The 25,070-nt window shown below is 69.8% G+C and carries 25 protein-coding genes, 1 tRNA gene and 4 pseudogenes; 12 read left to right on the plus strand and 18 right to left on the minus strand.

Translation table 11 applies throughout. The features are described 5' to 3' along the window. Positions 1-77: transfer RNA gene (locus ACWC5O_RS40295), tRNA-Met, on the plus strand. Positions 78-138: 61 nt separating this feature from the next. Here ACWC5O_RS40295 and ACWC5O_RS40300 read toward each other — a convergent pair. From ACWC5O_RS40300 to ACWC5O_RS40310, 3 genes are all read right to left on the minus strand, one after another. Beyond that, positions 139-447 (minus strand): hypothetical protein, encoded by a 309-nt coding sequence (locus ACWC5O_RS40300; protein WP_450591484.1) that lies wholly within the window; start codon positions 445-447, stop codon positions 139-141. A gap of 241 nt (positions 448-688) precedes the next feature. Next, positions 689-964 (minus strand): hypothetical protein, encoded by a 276-nt coding sequence (locus tag ACWC5O_RS40305; protein ID WP_450591483.1) that lies wholly within the window; start codon positions 962-964, stop codon positions 689-691. 459 nt (positions 965-1,423) lie between these two features. Continuing rightward, the gene (locus ACWC5O_RS40310) at positions 1,424-1,786 is read right to left on the minus strand and encodes a hypothetical protein (RefSeq protein ID WP_450591482.1); all 363 of its coding nucleotides are present in this window, start codon (positions 1,784-1,786) and stop codon (positions 1,424-1,426) included. A 120-nt stretch (positions 1,787-1,906) separates the two neighbouring features. Between ACWC5O_RS40310 and ACWC5O_RS40315 the strand changes: the two genes are divergently transcribed. Together ACWC5O_RS40315 and ACWC5O_RS40320 are read left to right on the plus strand one after the other, a co-directional pair. Then, positions 1,907-2,224 carry a hypothetical protein gene (locus tag ACWC5O_RS40315; protein WP_450591481.1) on the plus strand — a complete coding sequence of 106 codons (318 nt, stop codon included), beginning with the start codon at positions 1,907-1,909 and terminating at the stop codon, positions 2,222-2,224. Between the two features lie 878 nt (positions 2,225-3,102). Next, the gene (locus ACWC5O_RS40320) at positions 3,103-3,288 is read left to right on the plus strand and encodes a hypothetical protein (RefSeq protein WP_450591480.1); all 186 of its coding nucleotides are present in this window, start codon (positions 3,103-3,105) and stop codon (positions 3,286-3,288) included. A gap of 201 nt (positions 3,289-3,489) precedes the next feature. Here the strand turns inward: ACWC5O_RS40320 and ACWC5O_RS40325 are convergent, their stop codons facing one another. Both ACWC5O_RS40325 and ACWC5O_RS40330 read right to left on the minus strand, forming a co-directional pair. Continuing rightward, positions 3,490-3,708, minus strand: a complete 219-nt coding sequence (locus ACWC5O_RS40325) for a hypothetical protein (RefSeq protein ID WP_450591479.1) — start codon at positions 3,706-3,708, stop codon at positions 3,490-3,492. Between the two features lie 177 nt (positions 3,709-3,885). Next, complete coding sequence (locus ACWC5O_RS40330; protein WP_450591478.1) at positions 3,886-4,170, minus strand: hypothetical protein; 285 nt, start codon at positions 4,168-4,170, stop codon at positions 3,886-3,888. A 585-nt stretch (positions 4,171-4,755) separates the two neighbouring features. Here ACWC5O_RS40330 and ACWC5O_RS40335 point away from each other — a divergent pair. Then, entirely contained in the window at positions 4,756-5,193 is a 438-nt protein-coding gene (locus ACWC5O_RS40335) for a hypothetical protein (RefSeq protein WP_450591477.1), read from the plus strand. 461 nt (positions 5,194-5,654) lie between these two features. On the opposite strand, the pseudogene ACWC5O_RS40340 reads toward ACWC5O_RS40335, so the two are convergent. Beyond that, positions 5,655-6,277 (minus strand): annotated as a pseudogene (locus tag ACWC5O_RS40340) (DUF932 domain-containing protein). A gap of 183 nt (positions 6,278-6,460) precedes the next feature. On the opposite strand from ACWC5O_RS40340, the gene ACWC5O_RS40345 reads away from it, so the two are divergent. Continuing rightward, on the plus strand, positions 6,461-6,709 hold the full coding sequence (locus ACWC5O_RS40345) for a hypothetical protein (RefSeq protein WP_450591496.1): 249 nt from the start codon (positions 6,461-6,463) through the stop codon (positions 6,707-6,709). A 71-nt stretch (positions 6,710-6,780) separates the two neighbouring features. On the opposite strand, the gene ACWC5O_RS40350 is transcribed toward ACWC5O_RS40345, so the two are convergent. Together ACWC5O_RS40350 and ACWC5O_RS40355 are read right to left on the minus strand one after the other, a co-directional pair. Further along, on the minus strand, positions 6,781-6,990 hold the full coding sequence (locus ACWC5O_RS40350; RefSeq protein WP_450591475.1) for a hypothetical protein: 210 nt from the start codon (positions 6,988-6,990) through the stop codon (positions 6,781-6,783). Next, entirely contained in the window at positions 6,980-7,252 is a 273-nt protein-coding gene (locus tag ACWC5O_RS40355) for a hypothetical protein (protein WP_450591474.1), read from the minus strand. The genes ACWC5O_RS40350 and ACWC5O_RS40355 overlap by 11 nt, the downstream gene beginning before the upstream one ends. A gap of 133 nt (positions 7,253-7,385) precedes the next feature. Between ACWC5O_RS40355 and ACWC5O_RS40360 the strand changes: the two genes are divergently transcribed. The 4 genes and pseudogenes from ACWC5O_RS40360 to ACWC5O_RS40375 form a co-directional block, all read left to right on the plus strand. Continuing rightward, on the plus strand, positions 7,386-7,589 hold the full coding sequence (locus tag ACWC5O_RS40360; protein ID WP_450591472.1) for an alpha/beta hydrolase: 204 nt from the start codon (positions 7,386-7,388) through the stop codon (positions 7,587-7,589). Then, positions 7,582-8,727 (plus strand): hypothetical protein, encoded by a 1,146-nt coding sequence (locus ACWC5O_RS40365; RefSeq protein ID WP_450591470.1) that lies wholly within the window; start codon positions 7,582-7,584, stop codon positions 8,725-8,727. Before ACWC5O_RS40360 ends, ACWC5O_RS40365 begins: the two co-directional genes overlap by 8 nt. Then, complete coding sequence (locus ACWC5O_RS40370; RefSeq protein WP_450591468.1) at positions 8,724-9,893, plus strand: hypothetical protein; 1,170 nt, start codon at positions 8,724-8,726, stop codon at positions 9,891-9,893. The genes ACWC5O_RS40365 and ACWC5O_RS40370 overlap by 4 nt, the downstream gene beginning before the upstream one ends. A 2,295-nt stretch (positions 9,894-12,188) precedes the next feature. After that, a pseudogene (locus ACWC5O_RS40375) lies at positions 12,189-12,455 on the plus strand (ATP-binding protein); the annotation flags it as partial. Between the two features lie 33 nt (positions 12,456-12,488). Here ACWC5O_RS40375 and ACWC5O_RS40380 read toward each other — a convergent pair. From ACWC5O_RS40380 to ACWC5O_RS40405, 6 genes and pseudogenes are all read right to left on the minus strand, one after another. Further along, positions 12,489-12,862, minus strand: a pseudogene (locus ACWC5O_RS40380) (hypothetical protein). Between the two features lie 298 nt (positions 12,863-13,160). Next, positions 13,161-13,598 carry a nucleotidyltransferase domain-containing protein gene (locus tag ACWC5O_RS40385; RefSeq protein WP_450591466.1) on the minus strand — a complete coding sequence of 146 codons (438 nt, stop codon included), beginning with the start codon at positions 13,596-13,598 and terminating at the stop codon, positions 13,161-13,163. A 660-nt stretch (positions 13,599-14,258) separates the two neighbouring features. Next, positions 14,259-14,717, minus strand: a complete 459-nt coding sequence (locus tag ACWC5O_RS40390) for a hypothetical protein (RefSeq protein WP_450591465.1) — start codon at positions 14,715-14,717, stop codon at positions 14,259-14,261. A 185-nt stretch (positions 14,718-14,902) separates the two neighbouring features. Next, positions 14,903-15,799 (minus strand): hypothetical protein, encoded by an 897-nt coding sequence (locus tag ACWC5O_RS40395; protein ID WP_450591463.1) that lies wholly within the window; start codon positions 15,797-15,799, stop codon positions 14,903-14,905. Next, positions 15,796-17,448 carry a serine/threonine-protein kinase gene (locus ACWC5O_RS40400; protein ID WP_450591462.1) on the minus strand — a complete coding sequence of 551 codons (1,653 nt, stop codon included), beginning with the start codon at positions 17,446-17,448 and terminating at the stop codon, positions 15,796-15,798. The genes ACWC5O_RS40395 and ACWC5O_RS40400 overlap by 4 nt, the downstream gene beginning before the upstream one ends. 149 nt (positions 17,449-17,597) lie before the next feature. After that, positions 17,598-17,882 (minus strand): annotated as a pseudogene (locus tag ACWC5O_RS40405) (MFS transporter); the annotation flags it as partial. A gap of 190 nt (positions 17,883-18,072) precedes the next feature. Here ACWC5O_RS40405 and ACWC5O_RS40410 point away from each other — a divergent pair. The 3 genes from ACWC5O_RS40410 (at position 18,073) to ACWC5O_RS40420 (ending at position 19,650) form a co-directional block, all read left to right on the plus strand. Further along, a complete protein-coding gene (locus tag ACWC5O_RS40410; protein ID WP_450591461.1) occupies positions 18,073-18,240 on the plus strand; it encodes a hypothetical protein in 168 nt (55 codons plus the stop codon). Between the two features lie 8 nt (positions 18,241-18,248). Next, the gene (locus ACWC5O_RS40415; RefSeq protein WP_450781202.1) at positions 18,249-18,953 is read left to right on the plus strand and encodes a DNA polymerase thumb domain-containing protein; all 705 of its coding nucleotides are present in this window, start codon (positions 18,249-18,251) and stop codon (positions 18,951-18,953) included. A 337-nt stretch (positions 18,954-19,290) separates the two neighbouring features. Beyond that, the gene (locus tag ACWC5O_RS40420; RefSeq protein WP_450591495.1) at positions 19,291-19,650 is read left to right on the plus strand and encodes an IS3 family transposase; all 360 of its coding nucleotides are present in this window, start codon (positions 19,291-19,293) and stop codon (positions 19,648-19,650) included. A gap of 109 nt (positions 19,651-19,759) precedes the next feature. Here the strand turns inward: ACWC5O_RS40420 and ACWC5O_RS40425 are convergent, their stop codons facing one another. From ACWC5O_RS40425 to ACWC5O_RS40440, 4 genes are all read right to left on the minus strand, one after another. Further along, positions 19,760-21,811, minus strand: a complete 2,052-nt coding sequence (locus ACWC5O_RS40425) for an amylo-alpha-1,6-glucosidase (RefSeq protein WP_450591458.1) — start codon at positions 21,809-21,811, stop codon at positions 19,760-19,762. A gap of 157 nt (positions 21,812-21,968) precedes the next feature. Then, a complete protein-coding gene (locus tag ACWC5O_RS40430; RefSeq protein ID WP_450591457.1) occupies positions 21,969-22,766 on the minus strand; it encodes an extracellular solute-binding protein in 798 nt (265 codons plus the stop codon). Between the two features lie 400 nt (positions 22,767-23,166). After that, on the minus strand, positions 23,167-24,108 hold the full coding sequence (locus tag ACWC5O_RS40435) for a carbohydrate ABC transporter permease (RefSeq protein WP_450591456.1): 942 nt from the start codon (positions 24,106-24,108) through the stop codon (positions 23,167-23,169). Next, complete coding sequence (locus tag ACWC5O_RS40440; RefSeq protein ID WP_450591455.1) at positions 24,108-25,046, minus strand: carbohydrate ABC transporter permease; 939 nt, start codon at positions 25,044-25,046, stop codon at positions 24,108-24,110. The genes ACWC5O_RS40435 and ACWC5O_RS40440 overlap by 1 nt, the downstream gene beginning before the upstream one ends. Positions 25,047-25,070 lie beyond the last annotated feature (24 nt).

Here is a 25,070-nt window from a genome sequence, read left to right on the forward strand (position 1 = left end):
CGCGGGGTGGAGCAGCTCGGTAGCTCGCTGGGCTCATAACCCAGAGGTCGCAGGTTCAAATCCTGTCCCCGCTACCAACGCACCGGCCCTCCTCGACATCAACGTCGAGGAGGGCCGGAAGCATGTGGGGCGCTGGGCCTACGGGGCGGGCGAGGCTGCCGCGGCCGGCCGGGTGGCGATGCGTATCCGGCCACCGTCGTACTCCGCCACCTCACCGGGCAGGATCAGCAGCCCCGGCTCCCCGTCCTGCCACGCCGTCCCGATCCGGCGGGCCTGGACGGCCGGGCCCCTGGCGCCGGCCATGAACACCGTTGGATCGACCTCCCACCCGTGCTTGCCGAGCCACTGCTCCAGGGCCGCGGAGTCCTCGCTGCTCGCACGCAGCAGTCGAGGAAGGGGCACGAGCGGTCGCAGCCCGAGCGGGACGGTGGTGACATCCACAGTCACGTCGGAGCGGCATCCGAAGTCACGTGGAAAGCCAGACGCCCTCCTACCGCCCATGTCCAGGCGCACGGGTGCGCGCCGGGCCCATAGGGACTGCGCGGTTTGCAGAGATTCGCCAGAACACGGATGATCCTGCCCTCCCCTCCCCCGGCCTGGCCTGCGTCGCGCTGACCGGGTCACACCATGACAGCCCGCCTCACCGCTCCGCTGGCCCCGTCCGCAGGGACCCCGTAACCGCTGCCCATCAGGAGTCCATGAGGTAGGCCTTCTCCCCCATCATCAGCGGCGCGTCAGCTGGCCCCCTTGATGTAGGGGCCCCGATCTGCCGTATCTGCCATGCGGCAGCCTCCCGGGGCGCACGCGGCCAGGGCGGCTGGTAGCCCTGCTTGCCCAGCGTCATTGACAGCGCCGCATCCCACTCCAGGCCCTCGGGCCGATCGGCCATGTCCGCGAGATCGCTGTGGAGCAGCACGCTGCGCAGTTCGCTGACGACGTTGTTCATGTTGGAGGGGAGTGTCATTTGCACCCACCGATTGCCGATCAGACACCGTTGTGTCTGCGCCCGCAGGAGGTGCGCCGCCCGCGCCGCGCCAGCCGCCGTCCACTGCTCGGCCGTGTCCCTGCTGCGTTCCCGCTTGGCCCGGCTGGCCTTCCCCACCCCACTGCCTCCTCCACGACGGCCGACGCAAAAGCCGTACACCAGCTTTCTCCGCACGACACGACGCGATCCGGCCGCGTTACGGTGGCCTCGGTGACGTCGCACCAATACGCGGCATCACCAACCAGGGTTGAAGGGCCGGCGAACCACAGCCACGCTTTCATCGCTGACCGGCGGCTCCCCCAGTCCACCACTGGGTGGATCGATGAAAAGGGCGTCGTACGGACCAGGTGCGCAGCCTCGTCTCCGTAGGCCACTTCCATCTTGACCCGTGGCCGACCGAACGTGGCCGTGGAGGACGGCCGTCGTACACACGCCGAGTTAGATGATGGGCAGTTGGCCGAGCGGCCGACTCTCGTCCGCCTCGGCGGCGAGCAGGGCGGCCACCTCGGCGTCGCTCGTGAAGAACGGTCCCGTCCACCAGACCGGGACCGGCACGGGCTCAAGATGGATGGCGGTCCCGAACGTGCGGGCCGCATCGAAGAGGGCCTGCAACTTGTGCGCGCTCGCCAGATCGAGCACCCCGATGCGGGTGCACCAGGTCTGGGTGGCGGAGTTGTACAAGGACACGGAGCGCAGAGCGGTGCGCTGCTCGTTCCAGCGGGTGTCGTCGGCACGAGCCGCCTGGATCGTGGCTTGGAGCAGCCAGCCTTCGCTCGGGCGCGAGGTCGGTAAGAGGGTCATGCTCCGACCGTACGGCGTCCCTCTGACATCGTCGCGCGGAGAGGACAGGCCGAGGCCTGCTCCCATGGCCGCGAGGGACGGCTCACCTCCGCTCTCGCGGAGAGGACCAACGTCCGCTCGTTGCCGGCGCTCCGGGGCTTCACCGCCTCGTTCTTCGCCATCGGCTACGACGCCTGCGGCAACGCCATCGCCGAGAGCAAGCCCGTCTACGCCGGCGTGAACGGAACGTGGCTGGGGATGCCGAGCCGGAACGTGCCGTGGCAGGAGAACTGGGACCCGCGCACCACTGCCAACATCACCCGCGTAGAGATCGTCCACCCGTGGTCACCGGCCGCGGGCCTGGACATCTACCGGCGGTGGCAGCCCGCCATTTGCACCACCGTCCAGGTGATCAATGCCATGACGAAGCGGCAGGTCCCCTGCCCGCCGGCCCTCTGACGGCGAGGCACCGATACCGGTACCCGGCGCTGTGTACCTCTCGCTGGGCGAGCTCGCTCGCGTGGCCTGGAGCCGACCCGCCGTGCGCACCACCGCCTACGCAGTGGTCGCCGCGCTCCTGTACCACCTGACCAGCACCCAGACCTGCCCCACCTGCGCCAACAGCGGAAGCATCACCTGCGGCTCCTGCACCAACGGCCGGATAGAGGCTGCCATGATCTGCCCCATGCAGTGCACCACCCCCGCACCCGGCGTCCCCCCGTGCAAGGTCTGCCAAGGCGAAGGCACCATCACCACCCTCCTGCCCTGCAAACACTGCGCCGCCACCGCCAAACTGCCCTGCCCGACATGCACCCGACACAGCTGACACCGAACACCCCGCCCCCAAGACCCCAGAACACGCCCGAGCCAGCCGTTGGCCGGCTGGAGGGAAGCCCCCAGCCGGGAGATTCGCACGGGACGTAGGCCGGGCCCCTGACAGAACCCGGGCGCTCGGGTGCCGGTCCCGGCAGGCTGGCCCCCGGGGCGGAGAGCTGGAAGCGCCAGGGTCCGATCGGACAGGGCATGGCGGGACCGGGCCCCTCACAGGAACCGGGACAGCCAGGTACAGCACGAGGACACCAGACAACGGGTCCGGCCGTTGGCCGGGCGGGGGAAGCCCCCTGACGGGGGGCTTCGTGAGACCGGACGCGATTTCCAACTCTGAGCCCAAAAGCGCGTAAGCACCGGCCACGCCCGGGCTCTCACCTGTTGCGCCGCTAACCCCGCACTCCCCCAGGGTGCGGTGTGCTGCGCAACACACCCGCCACCGAACAGGCGGAACTACACAGCCCCGTCCGCCACGCACGCTGATCGCGTCCGAGAACCGAGGAACCCTGATGTCCCTGTCCGCAATCGTCCTCGCCCTCATCACCGTCATCGTCACAGGCCTTGTGGCAGCCGGCGCCTTCCTCCTCGTGCACTTCCGCCCCTCCCTCGCAGCCCCCGTACAAGCCGCCCTCGCCGCACTCGGCGTCATGGCCGCCCTCATCGCCACAGCAGCAGCCATCACCGCCACCCGATGAACCACCCCCACCATCAGCCAAGACACCAGACCCCGGGCGCAACCGCCCCAAACCCACCACCACAAGAACAGCGGGGTCGGCCGTTGGCCGGACACGCAGAAGCCCCCCGGCGAAGCCCGGGCCCCGGCGGACCAGCTCCACGGCCCGGGAGACTCGGGTGCGGGCCCGGGCCCGGGAGGGGCTCGAGGTACTGAGCTGCGGTCAGCGAGCCCGCACGGCGCAGCCGAGGGCGAACAGCAGTCCAGCGATCCGGACAGCCTCAGCCTGGTCCTGGCCCGGCTTCGTGTACGCCTCGATCTCCGGGTCCCCGACAAAACCCGCAAGATCGAGCGCCATACGGGCCTTGCCGTCAACAACCCTGGCACAGACCGGAGCAACGACAACATCACCGAGCCGGGCATCAGCGGTCACCAGAAACATGAGTTGCGCCCCTTCCAGAAGTGTCGGGGTGAGGTCGGGGTACGGCACTCACGTCCCCTGCCTAGCGGACGCACCGTGCGACGCCGGCGAGGAAGCAGCAGACGATCTCCACAACCGACGGAGCTGGAGTCCGTTCCGCTACAACTGAGGCGGCCACGAAGAGTGCCGCGAATCCGGTCAGCAGGCCTGATACACCTGGCCCAGCACAGCAAGGAGAGCACCACCACCACGCCAAGACCGGACCGACACATCCCCGAGGACGGCATGCAACAACGCGCCAACGGTCTCCTCGTTACCCCCGTCGGTACCGCACTGCACGTACGCGAGCGCCGCTGCAGCATCGGCGTCGGGAGCACCGAAATCCATTGCCCAGCGGGTCGACTCATCTTCGCAGGACTCCAGAAGTACGCATTCCTCGACGACCGCTCCGGAGATCACTCCGACAATAAGAAGGACGCTCATGTCGACGCCCCAACGCAGGCCGACGACCGTGAAAGCCTGAACAGCCCCGCCCCGCCCTGCATTGGTCTGTTCCCTCTCTGCTGAATTGCTCGGGGATCGGGCCCCCGGATGGGTCCGGGGGCCGCACGTGACCTGTTAGGAGCGGGGGCGCGGCATGAGGCCGACCGTGGCCATGTCCAGGTAGAGGCCGACCAGCGCGAGGGCCTGGGTGTGGCTGAGCCCGTGGGTACGCTGCGGCGTCCTCATCGACCCACAGAGTCAGGGCGGTATTGAGGCCGACCGGGCGGGCGGTGTCGCAGCACAGCGCGTGACGCGGGGTGCTGACGGGGAGCCAGGCCAGCAGACCAACGAGACAAATACACCTCACCAGCATCATGATTTGCAGGAGTGGCACGATCTTTCTCTGACGTGTCATCCCTGGCCAGAGCAGGTTTTGGGGCGCCCGGCCGGGACACGCCGCCGTCCGTACCGGCACCCCGTGACGCGCAGCGTCACGGGCCGTCCACCAGTGTTCGCCACACAGAACGGGGGCACAGCGGCCTACGATCTCCAGCAGCCGACGATCACGGACCGGAAGAAGAGCTCATGGACCACGCGAACGAGATGACAGCCGCCGACTCGGCCGGTGAATCGGCGTCCATGTCATCCGACACCGGGGAAACCCAGGAAGGCTCTGCGGACGGCCACGCCGCATTGCGCGTGCGCGCACGGCGGATCTCCTGGTGGTCAGCCATCTGGTACGTCCTGGCCGCAGCGATGTGGGCACTGCTGTACTTCCTGCTGGCCGCGGACTACGGCCCCGAGGTCACGACCGACCGGGGCAGCGAGTCCCTGTGCCAAGCTCCGCTCCTCAACCCCTGGCCGGACAACCACATCTGCCAGACAGACCACCTCCACCAGTGGCCAACCCTGCTGGGCATCCTCGCGCTGACAGTCATACCGACAGTAGCCGCAGCGGCAACAACCGTATACGCGAAGCTCCTCTACCACCTCGCCCACCGGACCCTCCGAACCCCAGCTTGATCATCTCCTCAGCCTCGATGCACTCGCGCAGTACCGGATTTGATCATGCACAGTGTCATCTCTCATGCGTCGCATCATCGCGCCCGCTGACGAGAGCCTGCCCGCCCAACCGCAACACCGCCCCGGACGCACCACGCCCAGGGCGGTCCATTGGCCGGCGGATGACGGCTCCGCACTGTCACCCGGCCCGACACAGACAGCGAGCTCCACACAGCGCGGCAGCCGGGCCGCACCACCCCGCAGGATGGTGCGGCTCGCCAGTGCGGCGGGCCACGGTGGGCACGGCGCACTGTGGGTCAGGCCCGAGTGAGCAGGAGAAGGCGCCGGTGGGCCTTGGTCTTCATGTCGTCGTCGGCCCCTTCCAGGGCGGCGGTGGCGCCGCGATCTCCTCGGTCATCGACTGGCCGGGGCGGCTGGGGGGCGACATGGTCGAGGTAGCCGGTGATGGCGCGCTCTGCGGCCTAGGTGGTGCGGCCCACCCTCTCTGTCTCGGTACGGAACCGGTCGTCGAGTGCGCTGAGTCGGGTGGCGTGGTTGGTCCGAGTCCGCTTGGAGGCGTCGTCGTCAAGAGGCCACAGGCCGGCGATGACCTTGTGGAAGTCGGCGACGGCCAGGTCCGAGTGCGAGCGCGGTCTCCTCGGTGGCCTCTCGAAGTACTGGACGGACAGGCCGAGGGTGCGGCGGGCTTCCTTGATCTGGTTGGTCGCTCCTGCGGTGTGCGGACGGGCCAGCGGGTCATGGCGTCGCGGACGGCGAAGCGCTTGGTGTTGGCGCAGACGGGCCGCCACGGGATGACGATGCACTGGAACTGCCCCTGCCCGAAGTGGTCGTTCATCTCGGCGACGTACGGGACGATCACGTCGTTGATGCCCTCGGCATCGGCCCTGACGGATTCGGGAAGCCGGATGGAGATGCGCGGCGCCCGCCCCGGATGAGCCCGGCCGACTCCCACACGACGTCGTACCGACCCCCAGCTCCTGGGGGAACTCGAAGCCCTGGCGGTTCTGGATCGGCTGGTAGCGGGCGCCGACCGCGCCGAGAGCGGCACCGGTGTCCTCACGGACGGTGTGGAACTGGTCGGCATGCTCACGGAGTTGCCGTCCCACTCGTACAGGGCCAGCGCGGTGGCGACGGTGAAGTCGAGCCCACCTTCGCGGAGCACGGTGTCGATGTCCGCGGTACCGCCGGGAATGACCTGGCCCAGCCCGTGCCAGGCGGGGCACGACGCGTACAGGGCGATCGTGCCGTCTACGCACTCGTCGAGACCGTGGTTCACGATGATCCCGTCGATCTCGCCCTGCGCGTTGCGGGACACAGTGAACACTTCGCCCCGGTCCCAGCCGGTCAGAACCTCGTACTGGTCACCGCCGAGCAGGCGGACCTCGCCCCGGTCGATCCGGGCCTGGAAGGTGCGCTCACGGCTGCGGACGGCGTCGATCTGGCGGGCCTTCTCGTCAGCGAAAGCGGCGTTCACGCCGGCCACGGCCACGGTTTCCTCCTTGGCTCGCGGATGTGACCTCGGTCGGACCCGGCGGCGGAGGTGCCACTCCCCCGCCACCAGGTTGGATTGGGGGTGCTGGCCTGCGGTCAGCGGGTCCGGACGGCGTAGCCGAGGGCGAACAGCAGTCCGGCGATCTGGGCGGCTTCGGCCTCGTCCCGGTCCGGCTTCGTGTACGCCTCGATGTCGGCCTCCCAGACGAAGCCCGCGCGGTCGATCACGGTGCGCGCCTTCTCGTCGACAACTTCGGCGCAGGCCGGAGCAACGACGACAGCGTCAAGTCGGGCGTCAGTGGTCACCAGGAACATGGGTCCGGTCCTTCCAAGGGATCGGGCGGGCGGCGGCGAGGAAGCGGCGGATCGTCCCCACGACGGCGGCGGTGTCCGCTCGGAAGTCGCGGCAGCCGGAGGCGTCGTGCAGGACGATCGGCTCCGGGATGTCGCCGGAGGCGGAGTCGTGGACCGCGTACCAGCCGTGATGCTCGGAGGGGGCGTAGTCGATCTCGTTTTCCCTCCCGCCCGTGCCAGTGATCGCGACAACCTCTCGGATTCCTCTCGGCATTGCGCATAGGCGTGTGCCGCTGCGGTGTCGGCGTCCTGGGCATCGAACTCCATCGCCCAGCGGGTGAAATCCTCTTCGCTGGACTCAAGAATTACGAATTCTTCGGCGACCGGTCCCGGGAAGTACTCCAGCGATGAAAAGGCAAGCTGGGCGGCAAGACCGCGGTGGAGCTGACGTACAGGGCCAGGATCACGGCGCGTACGGCCACAGCATCTGCGTGACGCCCACCACGGACGACTACCTGCTGAACGGCAACATCCCCATGGCCGGGGCGGACTGCTCCGGACTCATGACGGGGGATACACTCCTGCGCCGGAGGGGATCACGGGGTGAGTGAGACAGACGAGGCACCCGCGGAGCCCGGTCGGCTGCGCCGAGCGCTGCCGCACAGCAGGCGCGGCCGGTTGTTGCTGATATCCGCGCTGGTGCTCGTGCTTGCGGGCACCGGGCTCGCCACGTGGGCGGCGGACACCTGGCCGTGGCCGAAGGACCGCTACTGCTGGGGCGCATGGGAGAAGGACAGCGGCCCGGACTTCCTCGGCGACGAGGCCTTCGGCGACGATGACGACGGGTCACGCACCGGCAAGGAGACGGCTCCCACCCGCGAGCGCCCGACCGGCAGGTGCGAGGTCGCCATCGCCAGCGACTACAAGAGCAGTTACGACGGCGACAGGGTCTCCATCAACCAGCAGGTGTCCGTCGAGTACGGCCCGGTCCCCAAGGCCGCGGAGGCCCGGCTCGCGATGGTCCAGGACGGTTTCCTGGGCGGCGACATGGTCCCGCTCCCGGACGGCCTGCCGGGCACGGTGAACGGGCGCGGTGGCCTGCTGGTGCTCCCGAAGTCTTGCGATACGCAGGACGGCCGGCCGACCGTCGTCACCATGGAAGCGTCCGGCACGTACACCAGCGGCCCCTCGTACACCCATAACGATCCGGCCGGCCTGGGCGGCGCCCGGGAGGCGGCGGTGCTGCTCGTCGCGGCGGCCAACCGTGGGATGGCGGCGGCCGGTTGCGCGCCGGACGAGCCGCTGAGGGTCAGCTCGCCGCTCTACGACCTGCCGGGCAAGCAGGAGCGCATCTTCAGCTCCTCTGACGACGTCTGCGGCATCCGCGGCCTGCACCTCGACACGGAGGACATCGAAGACCAGACCGGCGCGGTCACCCGCGACCTGCAGACGTGCAGCGTCCGTGGCGATCGCGACGGCGTGCCGTACCTGGAGCTGGCGATGGTCGCGCAGCCCCGGCTGGCCGCGGTGTTCGACGGCATCGCGGGCGAACACCCCGCGGCCCGCGGCTGGCGCGGCACGGGGACCATCGGCGAGAAGCACGCGATCGTACGAGCCGACTGCGCCGGCCGGCCCGCCACCTTCCTGATGGGTGCCTCCACCGACCCCGGCCACCTCGCCGCCTTCGCCAACGCGTCCGCCGCCCGCCTGGGCTGCGCCCCCATCGCCCCCAAGGGAGCCGCCCGGTGAGCAGCACTGCGGACGAGCCGAACCGATACGAGCAGCCCCTGCCCGCCGAGCGGGAGCTGCTCAGCGAGCGGCGCCTGCGCCGGTGGCACTGGCGCAGACTGCTGCGCGGCCGGGTCCGGCCGCTGCTGGCCGCAGGTCTCGCCGGGGTGCTGCTCGGCGTCGGCGGCATGGCCTGGCAGGCGCAGGTCGGGCCGTTCGCGCCGGACGAGGTGTGCTGGGGCGCGCTGTCCCGCGATGACCTCGCCGCGACGTTCCGTGAGCCGGAGAACGTCAATGCAGTCGAGGCGCCCGTGCTGCACGGTGGGCGCTCCATGGACGGCCCCACCGGCAGTTGCCAGTTGACGAACAGTGACGGCGACGGATGGGCACTCACCGCCCGGGTGCACCGGCTGGACGACGGGGCCGGCGACGATGGCAAGTGGGCTGATGAGTTCCTCTCCGCCCGTCTCACCCCGCTCGGCGGCGGCCTCCTGGGCATGGCCTCGGACAACCGCGCCTGGCTCGCGATCCCGGATGGCTGCCTGGGCCGCCCCGGCGACCTCGACGGGCCGACCGTCGTGGACATCGCCCAGGGCAGCTGGATCACCGACATGGAGCCGCGTACCAAAGAGCGGGACGGGATGGCCCGCATGGTCGTGAAGCTCGTCAACAAGGTCAGCGCGGACCTGGGCTGCACCGGCACAATCGCCGATCCGGTCGAACGCCTACCGAAGGCCGCCCGCTACACCCGCACGGAGAAGCCGGACGCGCTCTGCGGCATCAAGGGGCTGACCCTGGGCAAGAAGCGCAAGCCGGACCATTACCCCATGATCACGGACGGGCACGGCCCGGTGCGCACCTGCGACCGGGACATCACCGGCTCGCAGCCGGAGCAGCGCCTGATGACCGTCGAGGACCCGAGGCTCGCCGCGATCTTCACGAGGATGACGCTGGACGAGGGCGACCGAGTGAGATCCGCCGCCGGATACGGCGGTCTCGGCCCCAACCTCGGCGTCTTCCGGGCCCGTTGCCAGGCGGGCGCGACGGTGTTCCTCGTACAGGCCAACGAGGGCGGGATGAGCGCGGACCTGCGCACCCTCTTCCCCCGCTACGTCGAGGCCGAGGCCGCCCGCCTCGGCTGCGGCCCGCTGAAGCTGAAACTGCCACGGCCGGGCGGGAGCCGCTGACTCCGCTCGGCCGCCGTGCCGTAGGTCGCCGCAGATCCTGTCGGCAAGGGCGAGGCGGTGGCGGGGGCGACGGCGCTCCACCGTGCAAGCCGTACCGCAGGCCACACTGATTCCGCCAAATACCGCGGAGTAACACGCCATGAGCGTTGGAAGTCACACGCCCGAACCGAAGTTGGGGGTCGGTACCTACGTCACGAACATGCCGTACGTGCCTGAACAACCCGCTGATATGTGTCAGGCACCGGCCCCTTGGGCCACATGACAAACATGTCTGACGGTCAATCCGCACCCGAGATAACCGGGGGATCCGTCACAAAACCCAGACCGGCCCTGTGACAGAACCCTCGACACCCGAAACCGGCCCCGGGCACCGCGGCAAGTTGGGCCGGCAAAGGCCCCACATGAGACCACAGAGCAGCTGGACATAGTACGCCCGGGCGCCTGCCAGATCAGGCCCGGCCAAGCAGGCGAAGGCGCCGGTGGGCCTTGGTCTTCATGTCGTCGTCGGCCCCTTCCAGGGCGGCGGTGGCATGCGAGATCTCCTCGGTCATCCTCTGGCCGGGACGCCGACGTGCTGGCCGACCGCACCTCCGAAACGTTCGCGGCCTGGCTCACCGACCAGCCTGGAGCCGAGAGTGGATCCGGCGCGCCGCTGCGATCCATTGTCAGGAGGTCTTCATGCTGGCCCGACAGGGCCCGCCCAGTCGGAGAGCCATCTTCGCCCGACTTCATGACCACCCAGCCGGCCTCCACACCAAATCGAGTACCTAGAGGGTGGGACAGCTTCCGGATGTCGGTGAGGCAGGTGCGTACGGCCTCGTACTCCACGCGGAGCGCTGTCAGAATCACCACGGTGGGGTGCTGCTCGTTGTCTGCCACGTCACCGACCTCAGCGGAACGCGTCAGGTCCCGGTTGGAACCGGGAGGCAACCGTAGGCCACGATCCGGGTGGACTGAGCGGTTCCATCAGGGAGGGCGCCTGGGCGCGTATAAGAGATGCGGACGTACGTGTCGGTGAGGATCCAGGATGCCGCCGACAGCCGCCGCGCTCGACCACACGAGGGCACGCCGCGAACGCACCGCCGCCCTCCTTGAGCGCCCACTGCTCGTAGTTCGGCTTCGGTGGAGCATTGCTCGGGCTGTGTCGGACAGAGCGGTGCAGTACTTCTGGGCGAGCTCAGCCTGAGGGGATCGGTATGCGGCTGGGTCTGCAATCAGGCTGTGCTCCCAGGTTGCCCTGTCCGCCATATCGGGTCATCGGGGGCAGGGCGTCCGTCGAGACGCTGGAGTGGATCCCCGGTGAGCGAGAGATGGCGACGAGCGACAGCGATGAAGTTCCCTTGTGCTGCAACGACTCGCCCTCGAAGATCCAGCCAATTCTCCTCGGGAGTCAGACCCCGCCGAACGGCAACGTGAAACCGCCAAATCTCTCCATCAATGGCGTGTGCGGCTTCTGCAATGTCCTTGTCGGCGACGAGGTTGATGACACCGACAGCCTCGTTCCAGGGGCGCCAGTCGACTGTGGTGGGGGCCAGGACACCTAACGGGATGTCGGCGGGTCGGTTGCGGTCCATGTCGCTGAGATCTACGAGCGCTGAGGACGATTCCCGCAGCACGCGGGCGCACGCTGCCGCCTGCTGTTCTCGGATCCAGTGACGGTCCTGGGCTCTTCTGCTGACCATGCTCCCGGCGAACACGCCTATCAGTGTGGTCATCACTGCCCCGGCTGGGGCTGCCATCAAGGCAAGCAATGCCGTCATATCAGCCATTCTGGCCCCGACCTGGTGGCTTGAGTAACGGCTCATCTCGGCCCGCTGCGGCCGGACTTGCGGCAGCGGGCCAGGCCCCAGCGCCGAAGGAAGACGCATTGCGTGGACAGGCACCGGGGCCGGGGAACGCACGTCGGCCAGGAACTGATCACCTCCGCTCACGCGGAGAGGACGAGCTGGCCGAGACCCTCAGCGCCCGCGCGGGACTCTTGCCGGCCCGGCCCGCGGACCTCCAGTCCGGCGTGGTAGCGGCACGGACCACAGTGGCCAGCTCCAGCTTGAGCAGGTGGTGCTCCATGGACTCGCCGGCCAACGCGCACGTGGGCGAGCCAGGATCGTGGGCGAAGAACCGCAGGCCATACCGTGAAACCTTCGCATGAAGCGGGTGCGCGCACTCGGGGCAGTGCATGGCAACTCGCGGACGGACACGATGGACGGCCTCCCGCACCCAGCCACAGCCGAGATCTGACTGGGTGGCATCAAGCCGCCCACGCTCAGCATGCTGTGCGGTGAATCCCACATTCCCGTGGGCGACGAGGCGGGCTACGAGATCCTCGAACGCGGAGAAGCGAACCCGTTCCAGATCATCTCAAAGCGGCATGAAAAGGGCTCGATCATTCCGACCTCAAACAAGACCTTCAGCGAATAGGGACGGGTGTTCGGCGACGAAGTCCGCGCCACCGCCATCCTCGACCGCCTCCTGCACCACTGCGACGAGATCTCCATCAACGGCCCCGGCTACCGGCTCAAGAACCGACTCGAGGCCATCGAGCAGGACACAGGCGTGGCCTGACAGGCCACTTCGCACATTCGGCCGGAGGCTTGGTCAGTCGTCGTCGAGCCGTTGGAGGATCTGCGAGAACTCGCCGGACTCGAGCAGGCCAGCGATCACGTGGGTCATGCTGTCGATGCCAGGATCCCGGACGATCAGGCCGTCCGAGCACCAGAAGTAGCGGCCGCCGAGAGCCTCGCCGCTTCCCGCCCAGACATCCATCAAGCGTTTGACTTCTGCCACCGTGAACACGGTCGCGCTCCACCGGGAGCCGTCCTTGAGGTCCACGAAGAGATCAACGTTGCACACCGAGTTCAAGTCCTCGTCAGGGTTGGGCAGGAACGATGCCTCGAAGGCCTCCGTGCGAACCCGGTACCACGGCCCGCCCAACCTCGTTCGACCGATCTGGGCAATGCGCTACGACTCATCATGCGAGTGTCTCCGGCCAGCCTGACGATCTCAACCAGGATCCTCATCCGTGCTCCTGCCCGCGACATAGCTGGGGACGTTCATCCGTACACAGATGGGGAGCTCAGTTCGTACGCCGACAACCGCCGACAACCGCCGACAACCGGGCACCCAGCGACTGGTATCCCCTCTTCCCTAACCCGGTCGTCGCCGAGTCGCTGCTGGACCGGCTGATCAACGCCAGCCACCAGGTCATCATGAACGGCCCCAGCAGGCCAACAAGCAGCCCAAGGGCCCCGCCGACAAGCCGCCGATCAATTAGCAGGCGGCGAGAAGGTCGGAAAGGATGCCTGCCGGGTCGTGCAACACCCGGGCGCCGTCGGTGACGACACGATGCGTCCCCGGATCGACGGGTTCTGTCTTCGCCCAGGTCGGAGAGCCGACGCCCAGCTCGACTTCCAGGCCGGAGGCCGTGGAATGGCGTCGTTCTGTGATCGGTCCCCACGACCGGGTGCGGATCAGTTCGCCCAGCCCGAGTTCCATGGCCCAGGCATCCTCAAGGAGATATCGGGACTCGTCCGTGGTGAGCAGAACGACGTCGATGTCGGAGTCCGGTCGCGCTGCGTCGCGGGCGCAAGATCCCACCAAGAGCAGGCCGACGATGTCTTCGCGGCCTTCAGCCCAGCGTGTGATCCGATCGATGATCTCGTTGATCTCAGCGACCCGCTCCGGCGACAGCACGGTTGGCAGATCCACTGACTGATCGTCTCGATACACCTCGAATGTCCCCTCGCCGATAGCCGGTGCCAACATCGGACAGCTTCTCAGGCCGGTGCCGCGACAGCCATCACCGGCGACGGGAGGGGGATAGACGCCGGCCCACGACCTGGGGAATCACGTGACCACAGCGGTGGGGAATTACGTGACCGTCGACAGCACGTGCTGGAGATGCTGGCCCCGGTCGTCGCAGAGGCTCTGAGCTACCACTGGGTTACCACGGCCAAGCTGCGCTCCGAGGCCGGAGGTACCTGGAGCCGATACGCCTCCGGCAACCCCTGGCGGTCACCACCAGGCTGGACCCCACGGAGCACTACCTGACCTGTGGTCGGCCGATTGAGCCTGCTACTCCGCGGGAAGGGGACTCAACGGAATCTCCGTCAACACCCAGCGCGTGAAGGTGAGCAGAGCCTCGCCAGCGATGTCCTCACGCCGGTCGAAATCCTCCGGAAGCACGTCGAGCAGGAGTGCTCGACTTCCTGGTCGGCCCGCTTGATCAGAACGAGGCAGCGCTAACAGAGCTTGGGAACATGCTCAAGAAGGATCGCTCGCAGAGACCCCGTCGCACTCAGTTCCAAGAAGGTCCTGCTTGCTCACACGCTTGATCGCTTTGGGCACTTTTTCCGGCATGAGAACAGGTCAGCCATCAACGGCCAGAACGCGAGTTGCTGCACAGCGCAGACCATGACCCTGCGACGCCCCCAGCACAAACAGTGACTGCACTGACGCTTGGGCAGCAGTGCTCAAGACAGTTGAATACGCGAGTCCACCAGCATCAACCCCCAGGCACAACACCTCATCGGCCCGTGCCGCCGACTCGTGGAGCACCTTCCAAAACGTCTTCTCCCGCAGGGCGACGTCCAGCCGCCACAGGGCCACGATCTGGTTCTCGGCCAGGGCCTTGGGGCAGTCGGGCGGCGTCGGCCGTCGCCCGATGCCGATCGTCGGACCGTGTTCGGCCCAGCCCTGCCGCTGCCACCAGCCGATCGCCTTGTGCCCGCTGGACAGTTCGCGGTTGACGGTGTCGGCGTCCATCTCGTCCGCCCGCGCTGCCGCCAGTTCGGCCAGGACCTCGTCAGCGAGATCCGGTAGATCCACGCGGACCACTTCGCGATGCCCGCGCCGGTGAGGTTCGCGTCCTGCGCGGTGTCTTCGGCCTCGCTGGCGGAGCCGAGGAGCCGGTAGGCGACGGCTTCCAGGCGGGGCCTGGCGGCCTTGAACCGCTCCACGTCGTTCATGGTCAGGGCACGGGCCTCGGATCCTAGTGCCCCGGGGCCCGGGCCTCAGGGGCAGGCGTAGGTGACGTGGGTGGTGACCGGCCGGTGGGCCGGGGAGAGAATGCGCAGGTCGGCCCGCGCCGTGCGGTGGCCCTCGCCCTGGAAGGTCCACCGCAGGTGAAGACGCGCCTGGCGCTGGCCCCGGACCACCACTTCCCGCAGGACGCCCGAGGCGGTGCCGTCGCTTCGGATCCAGCGGTAGGTGAGCGTTCCCGGACGGCCGTTCGTGGTGACGAGGCCGACGATGTCCGTGGTGTCGTCGCAGCCCAGAGCAGCCGGACGGGCCGAGACCGCCACCGTGCGCACGGCGACGGGCGGCCCGAGGCGCTGCCAGGCGAGGAAGGCGAGGACGAGCAGCACCACCAGCGCGGGCAGAGCGTGTCTGCGCAGCCGCCGGCGCGGGGCCGCCGCGGGGGGCGGCTGCACGGCCGGGAGCGTCCGGTGGGTGCGGTGGGCGACGGCGGCGGTCACGCCTGGGCCGAAACGCAGCACGCTGCCTTCGGTGCGATCGGCCGCCAGCGTCGGCTGATTCTTTGCGGTGGACGGCTCCTCGAGGACGGTGCCGTCCGGTTCGGGTCGCTCGATCCAGTGGCTGCCCAGAACGGTCGCGCTGTACTCGGCGTCGGCGGAGCGGGGCCCGTCGCCCGGGGCGGGGCCGCCGGTGGGGTCGCCGGTGGGGTCGCCCAGGCGGACTGTGGAGGCGTGCTCGCCAGCGGGTGCGAGCACCTTGGTGGACTGGCCCGCAGGCGACAACTCCTGCGTGGCCTCACCCATAGGCGGCAGCACCTGGGTGGCCTCACCCATAGGCGGCAGCACCTGGGTGGCCTCACCGCCGGGTGACAGCACCTGGGTGGGCTCGCCGTCCTCGGCGGGTGCGGGCGGGCGGTCGTTCTGAGCGGTCATCGGATCTCACACTGCCTGGTCAGAAGCTGCTGCGAGGCACCGCCGCCGGTGGCGGCCGGGGCGGTCGTGGCCTGCACCGCCCAGTAGCAGCCACCGTTGCCGAAGGTGTGGTCGACGGTGATCGTGTACTGGGTGGCGCCGCTGCGCCGGAAGGTCTGGGACTCACCGTCCGGCGCGCCGAGTACTCCCGGCAGGTTGCCCGAGAACCACGAGACGGTGACGGAGACCGGCCCGGTGCCGTCCGTGGTGACGTCGATGGTCGCCGTGGCGGTCGTGGGGCCCGTCTGCCGGAAGGAGGACACCGCGACGTTCTTGACCGCGGGAGCGGCGGGCGAGGCGGGGGAGGTGGCGGTCGGCGCCCCCGTGGTGGCCGCACCGCCGGGCGCCGTGGTCGTCGTGGCCGGTGCCGCCGTGGCGGAGGCCCCGGGGTCACCGGAACCGGTGGCCGCCGTGCCCGAGGGCGACAGGCCCGGGGACGGGGACAGGTCGGCCGATGCGCTCGGCGACGCGGACGAGGACGGGGACGAGGAGGGCGACGCGGTGGGCGACGCCGGCTCCGCGCCGGGCCGGGCACGGGTGGTGGCCAGGGCCTGCGCCGTCTGCTGGGAAGCGGCTCCTGGGGCGTACTGGACGCCGTAGGTCAGCAGGACACCGACGAGCACGGCGGCGGCCGACACGAGCGTCCCGGGCCGGCCGGGCAGCCACGACCGCGCCCCGCCGCGGCCCGACCCGGGCCCCAGGACCGTGCGCGCGGTGTCCGTGGTGGTCCGGGGCTCGCTGCGGGCCGAGGGCAGCAGCAGCGGCAGCAGGGCCACCAGGGCGGCGAGCCGGCCGCGGCCCCGTTCCTCCCAATCGGGCCCGTAGGCGGTGCCCGCGGCCTCCTCCAGTTCCCTGACGAACGCCTCGGCCTCGGGCTGCCGTTCCCCGGGGTCCTTGGCCAGACCGCGGCGCACCAGCTCACGCACCGCCTCGGGGGCTTCTTCGGCGGGGATGGGCGCGTCGACGTGCTGCAGCGCGAGTTCGGCGAGGTTGTCTCCCGCGTACGGCTTGTGGCCGGTCAGGCACTCGAAGAAGGTGGCCGTGGCCGCGTACACGTCGGCCGCGGGAGAGGCGGGTGCGCCGGTCCACTGCTCCGGGGCCATGTAGGACGGCGTTCCCGCCACACCGGCGCTGGTGCCCGCGTCCACCGCGATCCCGAAGTCGACGAGCTTGGACGAGCCGTCCGGCATGACCAGGACGTTCTCCGGCTTGTAGTCGCGGTGGACGACGCCGACGCGGTGCGCGTCGGCCAGGCCGAGCAACGATCCCTTGAGGACGACGAGCGCGGCCTCGGGGCCGATCGGCCCCTGACTGCGCAGCAGGGCCCGCAACGGGACGCCGTCCACCAGCTCCATCACGATGGCGGCGCCGTCCGGGCTCTCGACGTACTCGTACAACTCCGTGACGTGCGGGCTCCGGAGCCCACCGAGCAGCCGCGCCTCCGCCCGGAAGTCGTGCACGAAGTCCGGCCGGGTGCGAAGTGACTCGCTGAGGTACTTCACCGCGACCGGAACGCCGGTCTCCTCGTGCACGGCCAGGACGACCCGGCCGCTCGCCCCCGACCCGAGTTCCAGTGAATCGCTGTATCCGGGCACCGCCCATGTGTTCATCGCATCCCCCCAGGACGCCGTGCCGCCGGAGCCTCACCCACGTCCGGGCGGGCTGAGCCACGCGTGGGAAGACACATTTTCGGCCACTGCGGTTGCGGTGCGCCATCCCCGGGTTTTCCCGGCGGGCGGCGCCCCGGGGCGGGCCCGGGTCAGCGGGCGACGGCGGCGGCCGACAGGAGCGTCGCGGCGGCGGGAGAGCCCCAGGGCGGCCGGGCCGTGGGAGGCGAGAGCGGTGACGACCGCCGGGGGGAGACGGCTAGGTCGAAGCCGGTGGGGAGCTGGAAGCGGGCCAGGGCGCGTCCCAGGAGGTGGGCCGGGGCAAGATCCGTGACGAGCGCCGTGGCGCTGCCCGCGTAGTCGCCGAGGAGGCAGAGCACGGACACCGCTGCCACGGCTGGGGCGCCCCAGCCGTGCCCCAGCGGGGCAACGGCGAGGGGGCTGGAGGCAGCTGGAGCCGATACGCCTCTCGGAGGACCTCCTCGCCTTCCTCGAAGGTCGACCGGTCGGTCTCGTACAGCGTTCACGCCTGCACGACTAACCCGAGTACCTGGCCGAGCTGGCGACCATCGTCCCTGTACCTGACGGCACGGTGCCCATCGACTGATCGGCGATCCCCGCCGGTCGATGACCAGACCCACTACCTCAATCGCGTCGACCGGCCGGGGACCGGCGACTGACGGTCTCACCCGCCCGCGGCTGCGCCGCCTGCTGGAGAACATCACGCTCCGCGTGCAGATGATCGAGCCGGACATGGCCGTCCTCGACCTCACCGGCGCGCTTCCGTACTGGTAGCGCCCAACATGATGCTCGCCGCAATGGCCTGCGCCCTCACCCCACTCGATCGGCGCACCGTCATCGACGACTTCCCCGAGGCAATCACCGACTTCCTGCGCCCCCACCCGGTCCGGGAACTGCCCGGCGTGGGCACGAGGACGGCCGCGACGCTCGCCGAGTACGGCCTGCACACCGTCGGCGACGTCGCCGACGTCCCCCAGCTCACGCTTCAGCACCTGCTCGGGGCCCGCGCCGGCCGCACCCTCCACGAACGCGCCCAGGGCCGCGACACCCAACTCGTCGACCTTCCGACACCGGCGAGTGTCAGCACCGAGCATCGCTTCGCCCAGGACGAACTTGACCCGGCCGCCCGCCAGCGCGCCCTGCTCGCCCTAGCCGATGACCTCGGTGCGCTCCTCCGCGCTTCCCGCCAGATCGCCACGGGCGTTCACCTGCACGATCCGCTACGCCGATGCGAGTGCCACCCGCCGCAGCCGGACCTGCCCGAAGCCAGCCAGCACACGGTCTTCCTGGCCCGCGCGGCGTACGCGGTGTACGACTTCCCTTGGGCTCCAGCGCGCTCGGGTCCGCGGCATCGCGCTGCGCGCCGACGCACTACGGCCGGCCGACCAAGCTACCCGGCATCGCGCACGACGTCCGCGCGCGACCCACCCGCCCTTGGACCGAGGCGGTGGCCCACGGACGCGCGCGGACGTCGTGCGGCATGGTGAAGCGCTCCGGGTCTGGTGGAGGCTCGATTCCCTGAGAGGATCGAGTCATGGCACGTCCGTCCCCTACCCTCCCGAACTTCGTGAGCGTGCAGTGCGCATGGTCGCGGAGATCCGCCCCAACTACCCGACGGAGTGGGCCGTGATGAAGGCAGTCGCCGCGAAGCTGGGCATCGGTGTGGCCATCGAAGCGCTCGCGTGTTCATCGACGCACACCGCCAGGTGTTCGGAGTCGAGCCGATCTGCCGAGTCCTGACCCGCCACGGACTGAAGATCGCGACGAGCACCTACTACGCCGCCAAGAACCGCACCCAGCGCCCGGTCGGTCCGCGACGCGCAGCTGAAGACGCAGATCAGCCACGTCCACACGGACAACTTCAGTGTCTACGGCGTCCGGAAAGTCTGGCGGCAACTACATCGCGAGGGCATACCGGTGGCCCGCTGCTGCGGCGTCGCACGGCTGATGCGCGACCTGGGCCTGGAGGGCGCCCGGCGGGGGAAGAAGATCCGCACCACTGTCCGGGACGACGGCCATGATCGGGCCGCCGACCTGCTGCAACGCGACTTCACCGCACCCCGGCCGAACGAGCGACGGTTCGCGGACTTCACCTATGTCGCCACCTGGTCCGGGATCGTCTGCGTCGCGTTCGTCGTGGACGTGTTCTCCCGGGCCGTCGTCGGCTGGTCCGCCGCCATGTGACACCAAGAGCCCAGTCACCAAGGCAGGTCCGCGACGCTGACCCCGGACACATACGGGTATCTGCCGGAGAAGGCGGAGAGGAAGGCCCGCAAGGCCGCCGATGCGCGCCTCATCGCTCGAGCCGTGTCGCCGCGGGCATGCCGGTGATGTGTCCCTTTCTCGGTCCGTCCACTGTGACGGTCACCGTTGCGGTTCCCAGCCGGAGACCGTTCACGCGGAGCGGCCCGATCGCGGGAGCGTCCAGGGGACGGAGACGGACCGCTCCCGAGGGCAGGTCGGGACGCAGCCCCAGCAGCGACGTCAGCAGGCTCACCCCCGCCGCGGCCGCCCATGCCTGAGGCCGGCAGGCCGCCGGGTAGGGCGCCGGGCGGGAGCCGGGGTGGCGTTGCTCGCCGGCATGCAGTTCCGGCAGCCGGTAGTCGAACGCGGACGCAGCCTCCAGCAGCCCGTCGAGCAGGGAAGCGGCGACCTGGTCGTGGCCGGTTTCGGCCAGCCCGGCGACCGCAATGGCCGTGTCATGGGCCCAGACCGATCCGGTGTGGTAGCCGAGGGGGTTGAAGCCGCGCGCCCTGGCGCTCATGGTCCGCACTCCCCAGCCGCAGTCCATGTCCGGCAGGCCGAGCCGATGGGCGACGACCGCGCACTCGTCCTGGTCGAGGATGCCGGTGCCCAGCAGGTGGCCCATGTTGGAGGCCACCACTTCGACCGGCCGCTTGGCGCCGTCCAGGGCGATCGCCACGAAGGGACCGTGCTCGTCCGCCACCCAGAACGCCGAGTGGAAGCGACGGGCCAGGCTCCGGGCCCACTCCCGCCACTGCTCGGCGCCCGGCCTGCCAAAGGCTTCCAGCAGGTCCGCGCCGGCCAGCGCGGCCTCGTAGGCGTAGCCCTGCACCTCGGCGAGGGCGATCGGGGGTTCGGCGAGGCGGGCGGTGGCGGACTGGACGGCGTCCTCGGAATCCTTCCAGCCCTGGTTCGTCAGTCCGGTGTTCCTGAATTTCAGGTATTCGACGAAGCCGTCGCCGTCGGCGTCCGCGTGGTCGCGCAGCCAGCCCAGGGCGCGCTCGGCGGCAGGGAGAAGAGCCGCCACCTGGTTCTCGGGCATGCCCCACCGCCAGGCTTCGGCCAGCAGGGTCACGAAGAGGAGGGTGGCGTCGACGGTGCCGTAATAGAGCGGGGGCAGTGCGCTGCTGGCGTCACGGCGCAGTTCATGCATGATCTTTCCCGGCTGCTCCTCGGTCGCCGGGTCGTGCGCCGTGCCCTGCCGCCGGGCCAGGGCCCGCAGCGTACCGGCCGCGAGTTCCGTGCCCAGCGGCAGCATCATGCGGGCCGCCCACAGCGAGTCGCGGCCGAACAGGGTCAGGTACCAGGGCGCGCCCGCGGCGAGAAAGCGGTCCGAGGGGTCACGAGGGTCGGCGAGCAGCAGGGCCGACAGGTCGTCGAGGCTGCGGTTGAGAAGGCGGGACAGACGGGGGTCGGCGCAGGTGACCTCCGGCGAGGACCACGGAGGAGGTCCGGGCAACGGTGCGGCGACAGCGGGGGGCCGTGTCCTTGCGCTCGGTGCCGGAGCCTCGAGCGTCAGGGCCGCGGTCCATGACTGACCCGGCGCCAGTTCGACGTCCCAGGACAGGGCAGGGGAACGGCCGGGTTCGGCATGGTCCGGCGCGGGGGTCGCGGTCAGGGTGACCGCCTGCTGCCCGGCGGTCTTCCAGGTGAGTCCCGGGCCGGAGAGGGTCGCGGGCAGCGCTGCCCGCGGGCGACCCGCCTTCACCTCGGACATGTCGGACAGGTCGCAGGCGGCCTCCAGACGCAGGGGCAGGGTGATGTGATGCCGGCCGTGGTTGGTGACCGTGATCCGTTCGCAGTCCCGGCCGGCTGTGCGCACTCGTTCCACGAGGACGGTGGGATCGGGGGTGGGGTCCGCGTCGTGCCGGTGGACCGCCAGGAACCGTGTGTGCCGCGCGTCGCGGGTGTGGGCTGCCACCGGCTCGGGTTCCCTGCCGCCCACGGTGAGCTGCAGTCGGCTGAGCAGTCGGCTGTCGGATGCGTAGAAGCCTTCGGCCGCCTTGCCGAGCTGGCCGTCCGGAGAGGACAGCACGAGGATGGGAGCGTCCAGGTTGATGACCGCGTCGTGGATGAACGGCTGGGGCGTCCAGTTCTTCACTGTGACTCCTTCGAATACGGGGCTGGCTGTGCCGCCCCGCGGGTGATGTGACGGTGCCCCAGGTCGCGAGGCAAAGCCGGGGACGCCGGCGGAACGGGTGTGGCGGTGCGCGTAGTCGGGCGCGGAGCCGTGCTGCGGGGGGGGGGGGGACACGTGGTCAGGAACCGGTGCTTTCCAGGGCCCGCGCGGTGTCCTGCAGGTTTTTGAGCACGCCGTCCGGGTCACCGTTCTTCGCCACCGCCCAGCCGACGAGCGACTTCAGCTTCACCAGCACGGCTCCCCAGGACCGTTTGCCGACGGGGCAGAACCGGGCGCCCGGCAACTGGTCGAGGTAGACCTGCAGGGGTCTTCGGGCCCGGTCCGCGCTCATCGCTTCTGCCGCGCTGGTGGTCACCGGGAGGGTGTCGTAGCGGTCGGCGAACGCCTGCACGTTCGCGTCCCGGTATACGAAGTCGAGGAACACCCCGATCTGCCGGCGGTGTTTGTTTTGTTTGAATGCCATCATCCAGTCCGTGACACCGGTGACGGAGCTGGACGGTCCGGTGCGGCCCGGCACGGGTGCCACGGCAAATCGGATGCCGCTGCCTGCGGCGCGCCGCATCAGTGACCGATCGCCGTTGAGCATGCCTGTCTCGCCGCGAGTGAACGAGTCGTAGGCGTCCTGGCGGTCGGTGCCGACGGGATCGGGCCCGGTGAGCCCCGGACGCACGAGTTGGCGGGCGATCCAGTCGAGGGTACGGACGTTTTCCGGTGAGTCGAAGGCGTACCCGCCGGCGTCGTCGGTGTAGCCTCCGCCGCCGCTGAGCAGCCAGCTGAGCGTCTCTGTCTGGGACTCCTCGGCTCCGAGCGGCAGCCCGTAGGGGATCGGGACATCGGATCCCGGGGTGTTCGGCCCGGAACCGGGCGGCGATGCCCTCCCAGTAAAGGCGGGTGCCGTCCCCGGGCCGGTCCGCATAGTCCGTGGCGACCAGGCGGAGGGTGACCTCCGCGCCCCGGCCCCCCAGGGCGCTGCATCCCGGCAGCGTCGACGCGACCAGGGCGGCGGCCGTCACCGCGGCCGTCCTCGTGCGCCGCCGCCCTGTGCGTGCGGGGGTGCTGTTCTGCGTCATGGGAGTCCTCGTCCTTCCCTGGGCGGCCCGGGGGTTCGTGGTTGCCGACCCGGGGGCGGCGTGGTGTGTTCCGGACCGGTTGTGATCGGTGGCTCGTGCGGGGCGGACCGCGCCGTCGGCCCGCCCCGGAGCCCGGGTGGTGACCGTCAGGTGGTCACACCCGTCCGGCGGGCGTGCATCCGGCCCCTCCAGGGCCGGTACCGCCCTGTCCGTGAGTCCGCCACGGCTCGTACGACCACTGGCGGATCAGCCCTTGACCGCTCCGGCGGTCAGCCCGGCGACGATGCGGCGCTGCAGGACGAGTACGAGCACGATCAATGGGAGTGCCACGATCACGCCCGCAGCCATCTGTGTGCCGAAGGGCTGCTGGTACTGCGAACTGCCGGTGAATTTGGCTATCGCCACCGTCACCGGCTGGGAGGCGAGCGTGAGGGACATCGCGTTGGCGATGAGGTACTCGTTCCACACCGCGATGAACACCAGGAGTGCACTGGTGAAGACGCCGGGCGCGGCGAGCGGCAGCAGGATCTTGCGGAACGCCTGGGCCGGTGTGCAGCCGTCGATCATCGCGGACTCCTCCAGATCCCAGGGCAGTTCGCGCAGGAAACTGGTCAGGGTCCAGATCGCCAGGGGCAGTGCGAAGCTGATGTCGGGGACGATCATGGCCTGGTACTGGTCGATCCATCCCCAGTCGCTGAAGAGCTGGAAGACGGGGGTCAGCAGAGCGACACCCGGGAACATGGATGCCGCCAGGACGGTCGCCAGAGCCGCCCGCTTGGCGCGGAAGGCCAGTCGTACGAAGGCGTACGCGGACAGCAGACCGATCAGCATGACCAGGACTGTGGTGGTACCGGCCACGACGGCGCTGTTGCGCAGGGCGTAGAGGAAGTTGTTCCGTCCGCTGAAGACGGCCCGGTAGTTGGCCAGGGTCGGCGAGTTCGGCCACAGGTCGTTGTTGAAGATGTCGTTCGGCCCCTTCAGGCTGGAGACCAGCATCCAGTAGAAGGGTGCGAGGCAGAACAGGACGATGACGGCCACGCTGAGGGCCAGGCCGACCGTGCCGAGCCTGCGCCGGGCGGCGGGTGTCAGTCCCCGCCGGACCGGTGCGGGACGTGCGTGTCCCCGCCCGGGCGCCCGCCGGAGGTTTCCCAGGGCGGCTGTCGGCCCGGGGTGCGCGGTGGTGGACATCAGGACTCCTTGCCTTCCTCGGCCGGCAGCAGGCTGCTGCCGAGGAACCGTACGAACAGCAGCGCGACGACGAAGATCAGCAGGAAGGTCAGCGTGGACAGGGCGGATCCGTAGCCGAACTTGGTCTGTTCGACGGACGCCTGCACGACGAGCATCGACAGGGTGGTGGTGCCGTTCGACCCGCCGGTCAGGATCTGCGGCAGGTCGTAGATGCGCAGCACGTCAAGCAGGCGGAACAGCACGGCGACCATGAGCGCGGGCATCAGCAGAGGCAGGGTGATGCTGCGGAAGCGGCGCCAGGCGCCCGCGCCGTCCACGCGGGCGGCCTCGTGCAGTTCCTCGGGGATGAGCTGCAGCCCGGCGAGGACCAGCAGCGCGAGGAAGGGCGCCGTCTTCCACGTGTCGGCGATGACCACCGCCCAGCGGGCCGGCCACTGACTGCCCGTCCACAGCACGGTCTTGCCGAGCAGGCTGTTGACGATGCCGTCGGGCTGGAGCATCCACCGCCACAGCACGCTGGTGAGCGCGGTGGGAATGGCCCAGGGGACCAGGACGCTGGCGCGTACGAGTCCCCGACCGCGGAAGGCGCGGTGCATGACGAGGGCCATGGCGGTGCCGATGACGACTTCCAGCAGCAGCGTGAAGACCGAGAACTGGACGGTGACCTGGACGGCGGACCAGAAGTCCGCCGACGCGTCGCCCGTGAGCGCCCTGCGGTAGTTGCCGAGCCCGATGAACTCGGGCTTCCCGCCGATGGTGTCGCTGAACGCGGACAGGTAGACGGCCTTGACGAGGGGGTAGCCGATCACACCCGCGAGCAGGAGCATCGCGGGGGTGATCAGGCACCAGGCCAGTCGTGCCTCGCGGCGACGGCGGCGGCCCTGGTACGCCGGGGCCGACGGCGCCGGTTCGGCGAGTGAATGGACTGCGGTGGACACGGGTGCCTCCGGGAGTTGGTGCGC

Source organism: Streptomyces sp. NPDC001450 (genome assembly GCF_053597295.1).